17 protein-coding genes are annotated in these 14,491 nt (G+C 74.7%); 15 read left to right on the top strand and 2 right to left on the bottom strand.

Going from position 1 to position 14,491, the window contains the following annotated elements; all coding sequences use genetic code 11:
• The first annotated feature begins 335 nt into the window (after positions 1-335).
• From ACWEJX_RS02315 to ACWEJX_RS02295, 5 genes are all read left to right on the top strand, one after another.
• Positions 336-1,784, top strand: a complete 1,449-nt coding sequence (locus ACWEJX_RS02315) for an NAD(P)H-hydrate dehydratase (RefSeq protein WP_451605681.1) — start codon at positions 336-338, stop codon at positions 1,782-1,784.
• Positions 1,785-1,917: 133 nt separating this feature from the next.
• Positions 1,918-3,066 carry an alanine racemase gene (gene alr / locus ACWEJX_RS02310; RefSeq protein ID WP_451605680.1) on the top strand — a complete coding sequence of 383 codons (1,149 nt, stop codon included), beginning with the start codon at positions 1,918-1,920 and terminating at the stop codon, positions 3,064-3,066.
• Positions 3,067-3,079: 13 nt separating this feature from the next.
• Positions 3,080-4,219, top strand: a complete 1,140-nt coding sequence (locus ACWEJX_RS02305) for an alpha/beta fold hydrolase (protein WP_451605679.1) — start codon at positions 3,080-3,082, stop codon at positions 4,217-4,219.
• Positions 4,220-4,247: 28 nt separating this feature from the next.
• The gene (gene tsaE / locus ACWEJX_RS02300; protein WP_451605678.1) at positions 4,248-4,748 is read left to right on the top strand and encodes a tRNA (adenosine(37)-N6)-threonylcarbamoyltransferase complex ATPase subunit type 1 TsaE; all 501 of its coding nucleotides are present in this window, start codon (positions 4,248-4,250) and stop codon (positions 4,746-4,748) included.
• 111 nt (positions 4,749-4,859) lie between these two features.
• Positions 4,860-5,036, top strand: a complete 177-nt coding sequence (locus ACWEJX_RS02295; protein ID WP_451605677.1) for a hypothetical protein — start codon at positions 4,860-4,862, stop codon at positions 5,034-5,036.
• A 112-nt stretch (positions 5,037-5,148) separates the two neighbouring features.
• On the opposite strand, the gene ACWEJX_RS02290 is transcribed toward ACWEJX_RS02295, so the two are convergent.
• Positions 5,149-5,718 carry a hypothetical protein gene (locus ACWEJX_RS02290; RefSeq protein WP_451605676.1) on the bottom strand — a complete coding sequence of 190 codons (570 nt, stop codon included), beginning with the start codon at positions 5,716-5,718 and terminating at the stop codon, positions 5,149-5,151.
• A 121-nt stretch (positions 5,719-5,839) separates the two neighbouring features.
• Here ACWEJX_RS02290 and tsaB point away from each other — a divergent pair, with 121 nt between their 5' ends.
• From tsaB to ACWEJX_RS02250, 8 genes are all read left to right on the top strand, one after another.
• Positions 5,840-6,499 carry a tRNA (adenosine(37)-N6)-threonylcarbamoyltransferase complex dimerization subunit type 1 TsaB gene (gene tsaB / locus ACWEJX_RS02285; protein ID WP_451605675.1) on the top strand — a complete coding sequence of 220 codons (660 nt, stop codon included), beginning with the start codon at positions 5,840-5,842 and terminating at the stop codon, positions 6,497-6,499.
• A 17-nt stretch (positions 6,500-6,516) separates the two neighbouring features.
• Positions 6,517-6,987, top strand: a complete 471-nt coding sequence (gene rimI / locus ACWEJX_RS02280; RefSeq protein WP_451605781.1) for a ribosomal protein S18-alanine N-acetyltransferase — start codon at positions 6,517-6,519, stop codon at positions 6,985-6,987.
• Complete coding sequence (gene tsaD, locus ACWEJX_RS02275; RefSeq protein ID WP_451605674.1) at positions 6,977-8,089, top strand: tRNA (adenosine(37)-N6)-threonylcarbamoyltransferase complex transferase subunit TsaD; 1,113 nt, start codon at positions 6,977-6,979, stop codon at positions 8,087-8,089. The genes rimI and tsaD overlap by 11 nt, the downstream gene beginning before the upstream one ends.
• Positions 8,090-8,112: 23 nt before the next feature.
• Positions 8,113-8,355 (top strand): hypothetical protein, encoded by a 243-nt coding sequence (locus tag ACWEJX_RS02270; protein WP_451605780.1) that lies wholly within the window; start codon positions 8,113-8,115, stop codon positions 8,353-8,355.
• Between the two features lie 46 nt (positions 8,356-8,401).
• A complete protein-coding gene (locus tag ACWEJX_RS02265) occupies positions 8,402-9,268 on the top strand; it encodes a polysaccharide deacetylase family protein (protein ID WP_451605673.1) in 867 nt (288 codons plus the stop codon).
• 96 nt (positions 9,269-9,364) lie between these two features.
• Positions 9,365-9,721, top strand: a complete 357-nt coding sequence (locus ACWEJX_RS02260) for a YciI family protein (RefSeq protein ID WP_451605672.1) — start codon at positions 9,365-9,367, stop codon at positions 9,719-9,721.
• 129 nt (positions 9,722-9,850) lie between these two features.
• Positions 9,851-11,080, top strand: coding sequence for an RNA polymerase sigma factor (locus ACWEJX_RS02255; RefSeq protein WP_451605779.1), 1,230 nt, complete (start codon positions 9,851-9,853; stop codon positions 11,078-11,080).
• A gap of 9 nt (positions 11,081-11,089) precedes the next feature.
• On the top strand, positions 11,090-11,776 hold the full coding sequence (locus tag ACWEJX_RS02250; protein ID WP_451605671.1) for a hypothetical protein: 687 nt from the start codon (positions 11,090-11,092) through the stop codon (positions 11,774-11,776).
• Here ACWEJX_RS02250 and ACWEJX_RS02245 read toward each other — a convergent pair.
• Positions 11,721-12,959 carry a THUMP-like domain-containing protein gene (locus ACWEJX_RS02245; protein ID WP_451605670.1) on the bottom strand — a complete coding sequence of 413 codons (1,239 nt, stop codon included), beginning with the start codon at positions 12,957-12,959 and terminating at the stop codon, positions 11,721-11,723. The genes ACWEJX_RS02250 and ACWEJX_RS02245 overlap by 56 nt on opposite strands.
• Before the next feature lie 101 nt (positions 12,960-13,060).
• On the opposite strand from ACWEJX_RS02245, the gene ACWEJX_RS02240 reads away from it, so the two are divergent.
• Both ACWEJX_RS02240 and ACWEJX_RS02235 read left to right on the top strand, forming a co-directional pair.
• The gene (locus ACWEJX_RS02240) at positions 13,061-14,044 is read left to right on the top strand and encodes a polysaccharide deacetylase family protein (protein WP_451605669.1); all 984 of its coding nucleotides are present in this window, start codon (positions 13,061-13,063) and stop codon (positions 14,042-14,044) included.
• The gene (locus ACWEJX_RS02235) at positions 14,041-14,325 is read left to right on the top strand and encodes a hypothetical protein (RefSeq protein ID WP_451605668.1); all 285 of its coding nucleotides are present in this window, start codon (positions 14,041-14,043) and stop codon (positions 14,323-14,325) included. Before ACWEJX_RS02240 ends, ACWEJX_RS02235 begins: the two co-directional genes overlap by 4 nt.
• The last annotated feature ends 166 nt before the right edge of the window (positions 14,326-14,491 follow it).

The following is a 14,491-nucleotide window of genomic DNA, read 5'->3' as shown; positions in this document are numbered from 1 at the left end:
GCCCGCGACGCGCGCGGCTGGGATGGTGGCGCGCGGGGGAGGTGGCGGGGCCGGGAAGGCAGCGCGGCCGGGAAGGCAGCGCGCGCGGGGAGGCGGCGCGGCCGGGGAAAGACAGCGTGCGGGGGAGGTGGCGGGGCCGGGATCGTGGCGCGGCCGGGATGGTGGCGCGGGCCGCGACGGTGCCACGGCCGGGGAAAGGCGGCGCGCCCGGGATGGCGGCGCGCCCGGGATGGTGGCGCGCCCGGGATGGTGGCGCGCGGGGAGGCGGCGCGCCCGGGATGGCGGCGCGCCCGGGGAGGTGGCGCTGCCGGGGCGGAACCGCCAGGGTGGGTGCCATGCGTACCGCTTATCGCGTGGAGACCGTACGGGCCGCCGAGGCCGAGCTGATGGCCCGGCTGCCCGAGGGCGCCCTGATGCAGCGGGCGGCGGCCGGGCTCGCGGCCGCCTGCTGCTCGCTGCTCGGGAAGGGACGGGTGTACGGGGCCAGGGTCGTCCTGCTCGTCGGCAGCGGCGACAACGGCGGCGACGCGCTGTACGCGGGCGCCCGGCTCGCCCGGAGAGGCGCCGGCGTGACGGCCGTGCCGCTCGGCGCGCGGGCGCACGAGGGCGGGCTCGCGGCGCTGCGGCGGGCGGGCGGCCGGGTGGTCGGCCCGCACGACGACCCCTATGACGCCATCGCCGCCGCCGACCTTGTCCTGGACGGGATCACGGGGATCGGCGGCCGGGGCGGGCTGCGGCCCGAGGCCGTGCCCGTCGCCCGGGCGGCGCGCGGCTCCGACGCCGTCGTCGTGGCCGTCGACCTGCCCAGCGGCGTCGACGCCGACACCGGCGAGGTCGCGGGCGAGGCGCTGCGCGCCGACGCGACGATCACCTTCGGCACGTACAAGCCGGGGCTGCTCGTCGACCCGGCGCGCGAGTACGCCGGTGCGCTGCGGCTCGTCGACATCGGCCTCGGCGCCACGCTGCCGTCCGTACCCGACCTGGAGGCGCTGCAGCACGAGGACGTGGCGCGGCTGCTGCCCCGGCCGGCCGCGGAGAGCGACAAGTACCGGCGCGGCGTCGTGGGCGTCGTCGCCGGCTCCGCCCGCTATCCCGGCGCCGCCGTCCTCGCCGTCGCGGGCGCGCTGCGGGGCGGCGCGGGTGCCGTGCGGTACGTCGGCCCCGCCGCCGACGCCGTCATCGCCGCGCACCCCGAGACCCTGGTCCACCCGGGCCCGCCGGCGAAGGCGGGCCGCGTCCAGGCGTGGGTCGTGGGACCCGGCCTGGGCGACGACCCGGGTGTGGCGGAGGTCCTCGCCTCCGACGTCCCGGTCCTCGTCGACGCGGACGGGCTGCGCGACCTGTCGCCCGAGGCGGTGAAGTCCCGTACCGCCCCCACCCTCCTGACCCCGCACGCCGGCGAGGCCGCCGCCCTCCTCGGCACCTCCCGCGAGGAGGTCGAGTCGGGCCGCCTCGCCGCGGTCCGCGAGCTGGCGGGGCGCTTCGGCGCCACGGTCCTCCTGAAGGGCTCCACCACCCTGGTCTGCGGGCCGGGCGGCGCGGGCCCGGTCCGCGTCAACCCCACCGGCACCTCCTGGCTCGCCACCGCCGGCAGCGGCGACGTCCTCTCCGGCCTGGCCGGCTCCCTCCTCGCCGCCGGCCTCCCGCCCACGGACGCCGCCTCGGCGGCGGCCTACCTGCACGGCCTGGCGGCCCGCCGCGCCTCGACGCCCGGAACCCCGATCACGGCGGGAGACGTGGCGGGAGCGCTGCGGGGCGCGTGGGCGGACGTGACGGGGGGCTGAGGCCCGGGCCCGGCAAGGGGCGTCGTCCCCTCGTGCCGCCCAACCGTCTCACCCTGCGGGACGACCGCCCACAACGCGGCCCGGGTGACCGGGTACGTGGCCCCGGGTTCGCGACCTGAGAGACTGGGGCGCGATGAGCCAGACACAGCCGCCCCGCCGAGCCCGCGCCGAGATCGACCTCGGGGCGCTGCGTGCGAACGTCCGCACGCTGCGCGCCCGGGTCGCGCCACACGTCCAGGTGATGGCCGTGGTGAAGGCGGACGCGTACGGACACGGCGCCGTGCCGTGTGCGCGGGCCGCGCTGCAGGCGGGGGCGACGTGGCTGGGGACGGCGACGCCGCACGAGGCGCTGGCGCTGCGGGCGGCGGGGCTGACCGAGGCGCGGATCATGTGCTGGCTGTGGACGCCGGGCGACCCGTGGGACCAGGGCATCGAGGCCGGGCTCGACATGTCGGTCAGCGGCATGTGGGCGCTCCGCGAGGTGACGCGGGCCGCGCAGGCCGTCGGCCGGCCCGCCCGCATCCAGCTCAAGGCCGACACCGGCCTCGGCCGCAACGGCTGCCAGCCCGCCGACTGGCCCGAGCTGGTCTCCGAGGCGCTGAAGGCCGAGGCGCAGGGCCTGGTGAAGATCACCGGACTGTGGTCGCACTTCGCCTGCGCCGACGAGCCCGGGCACCCGTCGATCGCCGGCCAGCTCGACGTCTTCCGTTCGATGCTCGACTTCGCGGAGAAGGCCGGCGTCGAACCCGAGGTGCGCCACCTCGCCAACTCGCCCGCCACACTCACCCTCCCCGAGTCCCACTTCGACCTCGTCCGCCCCGGTATCGCCATGTACGGCGTGTCGCCCGACCCGGCCGTCGGCACCTCCGCCGAGCTCGGGCTGCGCCCGGTGATGTCGCTGAAGGCGAGCGTGGCCCTGGTCAAGCAGGTGCCGGGCGGCCACGGCGTCTCGTACGGGCACCACTACGTCACGCCCGGCGAGACCACGCTCGGTCTGATCCCGCTCGGCTACGCGGACGGCGTCCCGCGGCACGCCTCGGGCCGCGGCCCGGTCCTGGTCGGCGACCGGGTGCGGACGGTGGCCGGCCGGGTCGCCATGGACCAGTTCGTCGTCGACCTCGAAGGCGACACGCCCGAGCCGGGCACGGAGGCCGTCCTCTTCGGCCCCGGCGACCGGGGCGAGCCGACGGCGCAGGACTGGGCCGAGGCCGCCGACACCATCGCGTACGAGATCGTCACCCGGATCGGCGCGCGCGTCCCGCGCGTCCACCTCGGGGAGTAAGGGGGGAGCGGCCGTGGGCGACGACACCTGGCGGCGGGCCGGCTGGGCCGGTGCCGCGATAGGCGTGCTCGCCGCAGGCGCGGCGGCCGGCGTCGCCCTCGAACGGCTCACGGTCGGGCGCTCCGTACGCCAGAAGGCGCGGCTCGCGCTCGACGCCGAGGGCCCGTACGGCGCCCTGCGCGGCACCCCGGGCCGGGCGCTCGCCGACGACGGCACCGAGCTGTACTACGAGGTCGACGAGGTGGAGCCGGATCCCTCCGGGCTCCGCCGGCGCCGCCTCTTCGGGCGCAAGGCCCCCGCGCCCGTCACCGTCGTCTTCAGCCACGGCTACTGCCTGAACCAGGACTCCTGGCACTTCCAGCGCGCCGCCCTGCGCGGCCTGGTCCGCACCGTGCACTGGGACCAGCGCAGCCACGGGCGCTCCGGGCGCGGGGTCGCCCAGGCCGGGCCCGACGGGGTGCCGGTCTCGATCGACCAGCTGGGCCGCGACCTGAAGGCCGTCCTCGACGCAGCCGCGCCCGAGGGGCCGCTCGTCCTGGTCGGGCACTCCATGGGCGGCATGACGGTCATGGCCCTGGCCGGCCTGTACCCGGAACTGCTGCGGGAGCGGGTCGTCGGCGTCGGCCTCGTCGGTACGTCGGCGGGCCGGCTCGCCGAGGTCAGCTACGGCCTGCCGGTGGCCGGCGTCAACGCGGTGCGCCGCGTGCTGCCGGGCGTACTGCGCGCGCTCGGCTCGCAGGCGGAGCTGGTGGAGCGCGGGCGGCGGGCCACGGCCGACCTGTTCGCCGGGCTGATCAAGAAGTACTCGTTCTCGTCGAAGGACGTCGACCCGGCGGTCGTGCGGTTCGCCGAGCGGATGATCGAGTCGACGCCGATCGACGTGGTCGCCGAGTTCTACCCGGCGTTCGTCGAGCACGACAAGACGGCGGCGCTCACCGCGTTCCGGGAGCTTCCGGTGCTCGCCCTCGCCGGCGACCACGACCTGGTCACCCCCAGCTCGCACACCGAGGCCATCGCCGACCTGCTGCCGGAGGCCGAGCTGGTGATCGTGCCCGACGCCGGTCACCTGGTGATGCTGGAGCACCCGGAGGCGGTCACGGACCGGATCGCCGACCTGCTGGGGCGGGTCGGGGCGGTGCCCGCCGTCCGCTAGGCGTCCGCCGGCTCGATAAGTTGGCGGAATGGACTCTCCGCTCAACCAGGTCACCCTCGAAGTCGACTCGCCGGAGCGCATGAAGGAGCTCGGCCGCCGCCTCGCCAAGCTGCTGCGCCCCGGTGACCTCGTGATGCTCACCGGCGAGCTCGGCGCCGGCAAGACCACGCTGACCCGCGGCCTCGGCGAGGGCCTGGGCGTACGGGGCGCGGTCACCTCGCCGACCTTCGTCATCGCCCGCGTCCACCCGTCCCTCTCCGGCGGCCCGGCGCTCGTCCACGTCGACGCGTACCGGCTCGGCGGCGGTCTCGACGAGATGGAGGACCTGGACCTCGACGTCTCGCTGCCCGACTCGGTCGTGGTCGTCGAATGGGGTGACGGCAAGGTCGAGGAGCTGACGGACGACCGGCTGCACGTGCTCATCCACCGCGTCGTGGGCGACACGGCGGACGCCGACGACGACCGGCGCACCCTCGTCCTGAACGGGATCGGCGCGCGCTGGGCGGACGCGGACCTGTCGTTGACCTGAACGTACGTAGGTTCCGACAACCTGTCGGGAAAATGTTGCGCAGGTGCTCCGAACCGTGGTCACATGGATGCACGAGGCTGGTTAGGTGTACCTAACCTACGGGAGGCAGGCATGGCGACGCCAGAGCGTGAGGACCGCGAGGACAGCGGAGCGCACCGGGCGGAGAACGTCTCGATGAGAGAGCTGCTCGCCGCCTGCGCCGCCGCCGACGCCGTGTCGACCCCGCCGCGCGAGCCCCGGCCCCCGGCGGACGGCGAGCCCCGGCCCGTACGCGACGAAGCCGCCTGATCCGTACGGGCCTGCGGGACGCCGTACCGGCCTGCGCGATGGCGCTCCGGCCTGACGCGACGCCGTACCGGCCTGCGCGACGGCGCTCGGGCCCGCGCGGCGCCCCACGGGTCTACGCGACCACGACGACCTTCGCGCCGATCGACGCGAACGTCCACAGCGCGTCGCCGTCCGCCCGCTTCATCCGGATGCCGCCGGTCTTCTTGCCCGGGTCCGGGCTCGGCGTCGAGCCGTCGACCGCCGCGCTGAAGCCGACCGACACGTCCTGCGCGGTCGCGAACCGCACCACGTGCTCGATCTGCACGCCGTCGGAGCCGCGCACCGAACCGGACCGCGAGGTCACCACGTACGAGCCCGGCAGCGGCGAGACCGTGCTCGGCATGACCGAGAAGGTGCGGGTGACCTGGTTCTTCGCGTCCACCAGCCACACCCGGCGGTCGCCGAGCGCGTAGACCACGCGCTCGCCCTTGCCGGAGTTCGCGGGCAGCGCCGTCGGGTCCTTGTGCGGGCGCTCGGGCCGTCCGCTCGGCGCGGCGGACGGCGCCGTGACCGGCGTCCGCGGCTGGGCGGCCAGCTCGGCCGGCGAGGGTGCGTGGGCCGAGGCCTGATAGGCGAGGAAACCGACCGCGGCGACGGCCGCCGCGGTGAGCCCGGCCACGAATCCCGAGCTGCTCCGTGCCACCGTGCGCCCACCTTCTGTCGTACGTACGTATCGGTGTCAATCTGACGGGCTGACCGTAGCAGCCGCCGGGGCCGGAGGGCGGGGCGCCGCACCCCCACGCCCGGCGCCGTAGGCTGTTCGCGTGCTCTTGCTCGCCATGGATACCGCCACACCCGCCGTCACCGTCGCCCTCCACGACGGCGACTCCGTCGTCGCCGAGTCGAGCCAGGTCGACGCCCGCCGGCACGGGGAGCTGCTGCTGCCCGCCGTCGACCGGGTGCTTGAGAAGGCCGGGCTGAAGCTCGACGCCGTGACCGGCATCGTCGTCGGCGTCGGCCCCGGCCCGTACACCGGACTGCGCGTCGGCCTCGTCACGGCCGCCACCTTCGCCTCCGCGCTCGGCGTGCCGGTGCACGGCCTGTGCACCCTCGACGGCCTCGCGTACGCCTCCGGGATCGACGAGCCCTTCGCCGTCGCCACGGACGCGCGGCGCAAGGAGGTCTACTGGGCCCGCTACGAGAACGCCCGTACGCGGGTGACCGAGGCGTCCGTCGACCGGCCCGCCGACATCGCCGGACAGCTCGCCGGAGTGCCGGTCGTCGGCGCCGGGGCCCGGCTCTACCCGGACGTCTTCCCCGACGCCCGCGACCCCGAGCACCAGTCGGCCGCCGCGCTCGCCGGCCTCGCGGCCGAGCGGCTGGCGGCGGGGGACCGGGACGCCTTCCTGGAGCCGCTGCCGATGTACCTGCGGCGCCCCGACGCCCAGGTGCCGAAGAACTACAAGGTGGTCACCCCCAAGTGACGACCGTGCTCCGTGAGATGCGCTGGTGGGACCTGGAGCCCGTGCTCGCGCTCGAAGCCGAGCTCTTCCCCGAGGACGCCTGGTCGGAGGGGATGTTCTGGTCGGAGCTCGCGCACGCCCGCGGGCCGCGCGCGACCCGGCACTACGTGGTGGCCGAGGACGCGTCCGGCCGGCTCGTCGGGTACGCGGGGCTGGCCGCGGCCGGCGGGCTCGGCGACGTGCAGACCATCGCCGTCTCCCGCGACCAGTGGGGCACCGGCCTCGGCGCGCGGCTCCTCACCGACCTCCTCCAGGCCGCGACCGCCTTCGAGTGCGAGGAGGTCCTCCTCGAAGTGCGCGTGGACAACACCCGGGCCCAGAAGCTGTACGAGCGCTTCGGCTTCGAACCCATCGGCTTCCGCCGCGGCTACTACCAGCCCGGCAACGTGGACGCGCTCGTGATGCGACACACCGTTCAAGGAACAGAGACTGATTCAGATGGCTGCTGACGAACCGCTCGTACTCGGCATCGAGACCTCCTGCGACGAGACCGGCGTCGGCATCGTGCACGGCACCACCCTGCTGGCCGACGCCGTCGCCTCCAGCGTCGACACGCACGCCCGCTTCGGCGGCGTCGTCCCCGAGATCGCCTCCCGCGCGCACCTGGAGGCGATGGTCCCGACGATCGAGCGCGCCCTGAAGACCGCCGGCGTCTCCCCGAAGGACCTGGACGGCATCGCCGTCACGGCGGGCCCCGGCCTGGCGGGCGCGCTGCTCGTCGGCGTCTCGGCGGCCAAGGCGTACGCGTACGCCCTCGGCAAGCCGCTCTACGGCGTCAACCACCTCGCCTCGCACATCTGCGTGGACCAGCTGGAGCACGGCCGGCTGCCCGAGCCGACGATGGCGCTGCTCGTCTCCGGCGGCCACTCCTCGCTGCTGCTCTCCAGCGACATCACCTCCGACGTGCGGCCGATGGGCGCGACCATCGACGACGCGGCGGGCGAGGCCTTCGACAAGATCGCGCGCGTCCTCGACCTGGGCTTCCCGGGCGGTCCGGTCATCGACCGGCTCGCCAAGGAGGGCGACCCGGCCGCCATCGCCTTCCCGCGCGGCCTGAGCGGCGCCAAGGACCCGGCGTACGACTTCTCCTTCTCCGGTCTGAAGACCGCCGTGGCCCGCTGGATCGAGGCCAAGCGGAACGCGGGCGAGGAGGTGCCGGTACGGGACGTGGCCGCGTCCTTCCAGGAGGCGGTCGTCGACGTGCTCACCCGCAAGGCCGTCCGGGCCTGCAAGGACGAGGGCGTCGACCACCTGATGATCGGCGGCGGCGTGGCCGCCAACTCGCGGCTCCGGGCGCTCGCCGAGGAGCGCTGCGAGCGGGCCGGCATCCGGCTGCGGGTGCCGCGGCCGGGCCTGTGCACGGACAACGGCGCCATGGTCGCGGCGCTCGGCGCCGAGATGGTGGCGCGCGGGCGGGCGGCCTCGGACCTGGAGCTGTCGGCGGACTCTTCGCTGCCGGTGACGGAGTCGCACGTGCCGGGGAACCACGGCGGCCACGGCCACGACCACGACCACGTGCACGAGGTCAGCAAGGAGAACCTCTACTCGTGACGGCCGTGACCACGGTGACCCTGATGTGGGAGGCCCGGGCCGCCGAGGGGCGGGGCGCCGAACTCCTCGACTGGGCGCGGGCGCAGGAGCTGCCGGGTGAGCCGGTGCGCCGGGAGACCTTCCGCGCCCCGCAGGACCGGGTCCTCGTCCTCACGTGGTGGGAGACGGCGGACGGCGTCGACGCGGAACTGCCCGAGCTGCCGGAGCCGGACGGGGAGCTGATCACCCGTCCGGTGCACCGCTGGCGCTTCGAATCAGTCGGATAGTCGTACTTCGAGCAACCTTTCGCCCTGATCGGGCATCCCACAGCGCGTGAAGAAGACGATCGCGCTGTGGGCGGTGCTGACCGCCGTGGCCCTGTTCGCGACGACCGGCTGCACGGCGGCCGACGCCGACGCCCCCGCCCCGGCGGCCCCCAGGGCGGCCACCCCTTCCCGCGCGGGCGGCGACGCGGGCGCCAAGGCCCCGGACGCCGCCGCCGCGGAGGCGGCGCGCACGGCCGCGTACGCGAAGTGGGGCCTCAAGCCCTTCCCGGCGCCGCCGGCCCCGCCCGCGAAGAAGCCGGTGCAGCGGCGCGCGGCCGGCGGGCCCGTACCGGTCGTCAGCGACATCCCCACCACCGAGAAGATCGTCTTCGTCACGATCGACGACGGAGCCGAGAAGGACCCCCGCTTCGTCGAGATGATGCGCGACCTCAAGGTCCCGGTGACGATGTTCCTCACCGACGCCTCGATCCGCTCGGACTACCCCTACTTCACCCGGCTCGCCGCCGAGGGCAACGGCATCGCCAACCACACCCTCACCCACCCCAACCTGCGCACCCTCTCCGCCGAGGCCCAGCACCGGGAGATCTGCGGCCAGCAGGCGAAGCTGACCAAGGAGTACGGCAAGCCGCCCCGGCTCTTCCGCCCGCCCTACGGCAACTGGAACGAGGCCACCCGCGCCGCCGTCGGCCAGTGCGGCCTCGACGCGATCGTGCTCTGGCGCGAGTCCATGCAGATCCAGAACATGCAGTACCAGCGCCCCGACCGGAAGCTGCACCCCGGCGACATCATCCTGGCCCACTTCCGTGGCCCGTCCGAGCTCAAGGGCCGCACGATGACGCAGATGATGACCAACCTGCTCCGGCACATCCAGGAGCAGGGCTTCACGGTGGCGCGCCTGGAGGACTACCTCTAGAAAAAAATCGCACCCGGGTGTCGATGCGGGCGTCTCCCGTTCGACGTATGAGTGGAAGGCGGGGAACGGCCCCGCCACCGCACCCGAGGAGTCACCATGCCCCGCTTCCTGTCCCTCGTCCGCATCGAGGAGAACACCATCGACATGGAGGAGGCCGGCCCCGAGTTCGGCGCGCGGATGGGCGCCCTCCTGGAGGAGATCACCAAGGCGGGCGTCATGCTCGACACGGCCGGCCTCCTGCCGACCTCCGAGGGCACCCGCATCACCTGGCAGGACGGCAAGCTGTCGTACACCGACGGCCCGTTCACCGAGACCAAGGAGGTCGTCGGCGGCTACGCGCTGATGCAGTGCAAGGACAAGGCCGAGGCCCTGGAGTGGGGCCGCCGCTTCCTGGAGGTCCACCCGGCGCAGTGGACCGTCGGCCTGGAGCTGCGCCAGCTCGACGAGGGCTGACGAGGGCTGCGGAGGGCTGACGAGGGCTGCCGAGGCTGATGTCGCGCGCCGATGTCACAGGCGGCTGCCAGAGTGTGAAGCGTGACGGTGGAGAGCACGCTGCGGGACACGCTCGGGACGGTCTTCCGGATGGAGTCGGCGCGGATCATCGCGACCGCGGCCCGGATCGTCCGTGACGTCGGCATCGCCGAGGAGATCGCCCAGGACGTGTTCCTGGCCGCCCTGGAGCAGTGGCCCGAGTCGGGCGTCCCGGACCGCCCGGGCGCCTGGCTCACGGCCGCCGCGAAGCACCGCGCCGTCGACCTGGTGCGGCGCCGCGAGACGTACGCGCGCAAGCTCGCCGAGGTGGGCCGGACGCTCGACGAGGAGGCGTACGACCCCGAGCCGTCCGGCCCCGGCGACATCGACGACGACATGCTGCGGCTCGTCTTCACCGCCTGCCACCCGGTGCTGTCCGCCGAGGCCCGCACGGCGCTCACCCTGCGGCTGGTCGGCGGCCTGCGCACCGACGAGATCGCCCGCGCCTTCCTGGTCCCCGAGCCGACGGTCGCCCAGCGGATCGTGCGGGCCAAGCGCACGCTCGCCCGGGCCGGCGTGCCGTTCGAGGTGCCGTACGGGGCGGACCGGGCGGCCCGGCTCGGTTCGGTCCTGGAGGTCATCTACCTGGTCTTCAACGAGGGGTACGCGGCCACCGCGGGCGACGACCTGCTGCGCCCCGGCCTGTGCGAGGACGCCCTCCGGCTGGCCCGGCAGCTCGCCGCGCTCATGCCCAAGGAGGGCGAGGTGCACGGCCTCGCCGCGCTCCTTGAGCTCCAGGCGTCGCGGACCGCGGCCCGGACCGGGCCCGACGGCGCGCCCGTGCTGCTCGCGGACCAGGACCGCACGCGCTGGAACCGGCTGCTGATCCGGCGCGGCTTCGCGGCCCTGGAGCGGGCCGTCGAGGCGGGCGGCGGCGCGACCGGCGGCGCGACCGGGCCGTACGCCCTGCAGGCCGCCGTGGCCGCCTGCCACGCGCGGGCGGTGACGTACGCGGAGACGGACTGGGCCACCATCGCCGCGCTCTACGGGCGGCTCGCCGCCGTCGCGCCCTCGCCGGTCGTCGAGCTCAACCGGGCCGTGGCGGTCTCCATGACCGACGGCCCCGAGGCCGGCCTCGCCCTCGTCGACGCCCTCGCCGCAGCGCCCGGCCTGGACCGCTACCACCTGCTGCCGAGCGTCCGCGGCGACCTCCTGGCCCGCCTCGGCAGGGGCGCCGAGGCGCGCGCGGAGTTCGAGCGGGCCGCCGCCCTGACCCGTAACGAGCGGGAGCGGGCCCTCCTGCTCCAACGGGCCGCACGGGCCCGGAAGTCCGGAGGTTAGGCTCACGGCATGTCCCGCCGTACCGCTTTGCCGCATCTCCCGCCGCCCCCGCCGCCCGCCGAGCTGCAGAGCTGGCCGGACCGCGCGGCCCGGCTCGCCGACCGGGCGCTCGCCCTCGACGACCTGCTGCGCCGCTTCCTGGGCGCCGGGCGGCTCGCGCTCTTCCTGACCTGGTTCCTGCTGCTCGAACTCGGCTGGGGGTTCGTCGGCGTGGGCCTCACGGCCGTCGACGGCGGTGCGATCGTGGATCCGATCTCCTGGATCCTCTGTCTGTTCAGCGGGATCCTCGGGATCGGGGTGCTGGTCCCGGCCGTCTGGCTGACCGTACGGAGCCTGCGCCGCGACCGGGTGGTGCGCGAGCGCCTGATCGCCTGGGCCGCCCTCGACCGCGACAGCGCCGCCGACGCCCGGCTGCGGGCACCGGGCCTGAGCGTCTGCTGGCTGCTGCTGTCCTTCGCGATGTGCGCGGTCGGCCTGTGGACGGCCTTCGCCGTGCCGCTCAACACGACGCGGGACAACGGCGGTTACCCGTTCGTCGTGTACGGGATGGGCGCGGCGCTCATCCTCTGGGTGACCGGCCTCACGGGCCTCGTGAAGGCCGTCGGGCACTACCGGATGGCGCTGCGCCTCACCGGGCCGGTCAGCGGCCCGCCGGGTGCCCGATCAGCATCGTCGGGGCTCCCGCGACCCGAGTGAGCAGCACCGTCGCGGAGTTGGGCCCCTTCGGCTTCACCCTGCGGCGGATCTCCTCGGGTTCGACGGCCGAACCGCGCTTCTTCACGGTGAGCGTGCCGACCTCCCGCTCCCGCAGCAGGGCCTTCAACTTCTTGAGGTTGAAGGGGAGTTCGTCGGTGATCTCGTAGGCGGCGGCGTACGGGGTGGGGCGCAGCTCGTCCGCCGTCACGTACGCGATGGTCTCGTCGACGAGGCCGCCGTCGAGCTCCGCGGCCACCTCGGCCACCAGGTGCGCCCGGATGACGGCGCCGTCGGGCTCGTACAGATAGCGCCCGACGGGCCGGACCGCCGGGTCGGGGAGCGCGCCCCCGGTGAGCGACGCGCCGCCGGGCAGCAGCGTGGCGCGGCGGGCGCCGGGCTCGGTGCCGAACCAGAGCACGGCCTCCTTCACGTCGCCGCCGTCCGAGATCCACTCCGCCTCGGCCTCCTCCGGCACCGCCTCGTGCGGGATGCCCGGCGCGATCTTCAGGGCCGCGTGCGGGGCCTTGCGGGCCGCCTCGACCGCCCAGGAGAGCGGCGGCGAGTACGCCTCGGGGTCGAAGATCCGCCCACCCGTCGCCCGACCACCGCCCCTCACCGACGCGTTGCGCGCGGCCCCTCTTGGATTGCCGCCGCGCCGCGCCGGGTCGACGAAGACGGCGTCGTACGGGCTCGTGTCGATCTCCATCACGTCCGCGCACCGCACCTCGATCAGCTCCGCGAGCCCGAGCGCCGCCGCGTTGGCGCGCGCGGTCTCGGCGGTCAGCGGGTCGCGGTCGACGGCGAGCACCCTGATCCCGGCCCGCGCGAGCGCGATCGCGTCGCCGCCGATGCCCGAGCACAGGTCGGCGACGCTGCCGACGCCGAGCGCCTTGAGGCGGGCCGCGCGGTAGGCGCCGACGGTGGCGCGGGTGGACTGCTCGACGCCGTTCGGCGTGAAGTACATCCGGTACGCGTCCTCCGCGCCGAACTTCGCCACCGCCCGCTGCCGCAGCCGGGCCTGACCGAGCGCCGCCGACACCAGCTCGGCGGGATGCTCCCGGCGCAGCCGGGAGGCGACGGCCAGCTCCTGGGCGGGGTCGTAGTCGCGCAGGGTGTCGAGCAGGGCCTGCCCCTCGGGGGCGAGCAGGGCGGCGAAGGCGGCGAGGTCGGTCACCCCACCCATTGTCGTGGTCGCGGACGGTGTGGGCCGCCCGGGGGATGGTGCGGGCGGCGCCGGTGGTGTCGGGGCGGTGGAGCGGCGCGGCGCTGACAGGATGCGGCGCCATGCAGCTAGTACGACAAAAGGGAAAGAGAAGAGCGTTCCGCTCGGTGCGGGTGGCCGGCGCCGCCCTGCTCGTCGCCGCGCTCGGCTCCGCCTGCGCCGGGTCGGGCGGCGACGACACCGCCGTACCGGCGAAGGAGCCCAAGCCGGCCGCCGGACAGCAGGCCGCGGGCAAGCAGGCGGCCGGCAAGCAGGCCGGGGGCAAGGGGCCCGCGGCGAGGCAGGGCCCGGCCGGCGCGCTCGACGCGTACGTGGAGCGGGTGCGCGCGGCGCGGGCCGCGCGCGTGGCCGCGGCCAAGAAGTGGGGCCTGGCCAAGCCGCCGCTCGACGCGCCCGAGCCGCCCGCGGTCAAACCGAGGATCACCACCCGCAAGGGATTCGAGACCGACGGCGAGGACCTGCCGCCGGTCTTCACCACCGTGCCGACCAAGCAGAAGATCGTCTTCCTGACGATCGACGACGGCGCGGAGAAGGACCCCGACCTGCTGCGCATGATGAGCGACCTGAAGATCCCGTACAGCGCCTTCCTCAGCAACTACCTGGTGAAGGACGACTACGGCTACTTCAGGAAGATGCAGGGCTCCGGCGTCTCGATCCACAACCACACGCTCACCCACCCCTATCTGCCCGGTCTCGACTACGACGACCAGAAGAAGCAGATCTGCGGGATGCAGGACATCATCCAGAAGCAGTACGGCAAGCGGCCCCGGCTCTTCCGCCCGCCGTACGGCAACTACAACGAGGACACCCTGACCGCGGCCAAGGCGTGCGGCGTGAAGGCGGTCCCGCTGTGGGCGGAGGAGGCGTTCCCCGACCACATGGAGTGGCGCGAGTGGGACCGGGACCTGCACCCCGGCGACATCATCCTCACGCACTTCCGGGGCAAGGAGGACTGGAAGGGCACCATGCCGGACATGATCCGACGGGTGATGAAGACCGTGACGGACAAGGGGTACGCGGTGGCGAAGCTCGAGGACTACGTGTGAGCCGGGCGCGCCGGCTCACCGCCGCCCTGGCCCTGGCCGGCGCGCTGTTCGCCCTCCCGGCCTGTGCCTCCTCCGTCGACCCGATCGAACGGCTCGGCCGCAAGGCGGCCGAGAAGGTCACCCCGCATCCGCGTCCGCACCGCGGTCCGAAACCGGTGGCGGTGCGCGGACCTTCGGCGTCGCCCGCGCCCGCCGCCCCCGTCGTACCCCTCGCACGGAACCGCGGACACCGTCCGAGCGTTCCCCCTTCTCGGCCGGCGGAGCACGCCACGAGATGGTGAATTGGCACTCCGCTTGACCGAGTGCTAATCGCGGTCATAGTCTCGGCTCTGGCACTCCCCGCAGGAGAGTGCCAACACAGCGACGGGCAGGTCCGGCACCCGCGACGACGGATCCACCTGGTCGCCACCTCAGACAGTTAACCCCGTGAGATCTCCGAAGGGGGAG

The organism is Streptomyces sp. NPDC004788, from assembly GCF_053601115.1.
Note: the sequence above shows the minus strand (reverse complement) of the source record. Positions and strands in the feature narration are given on the sequence as shown.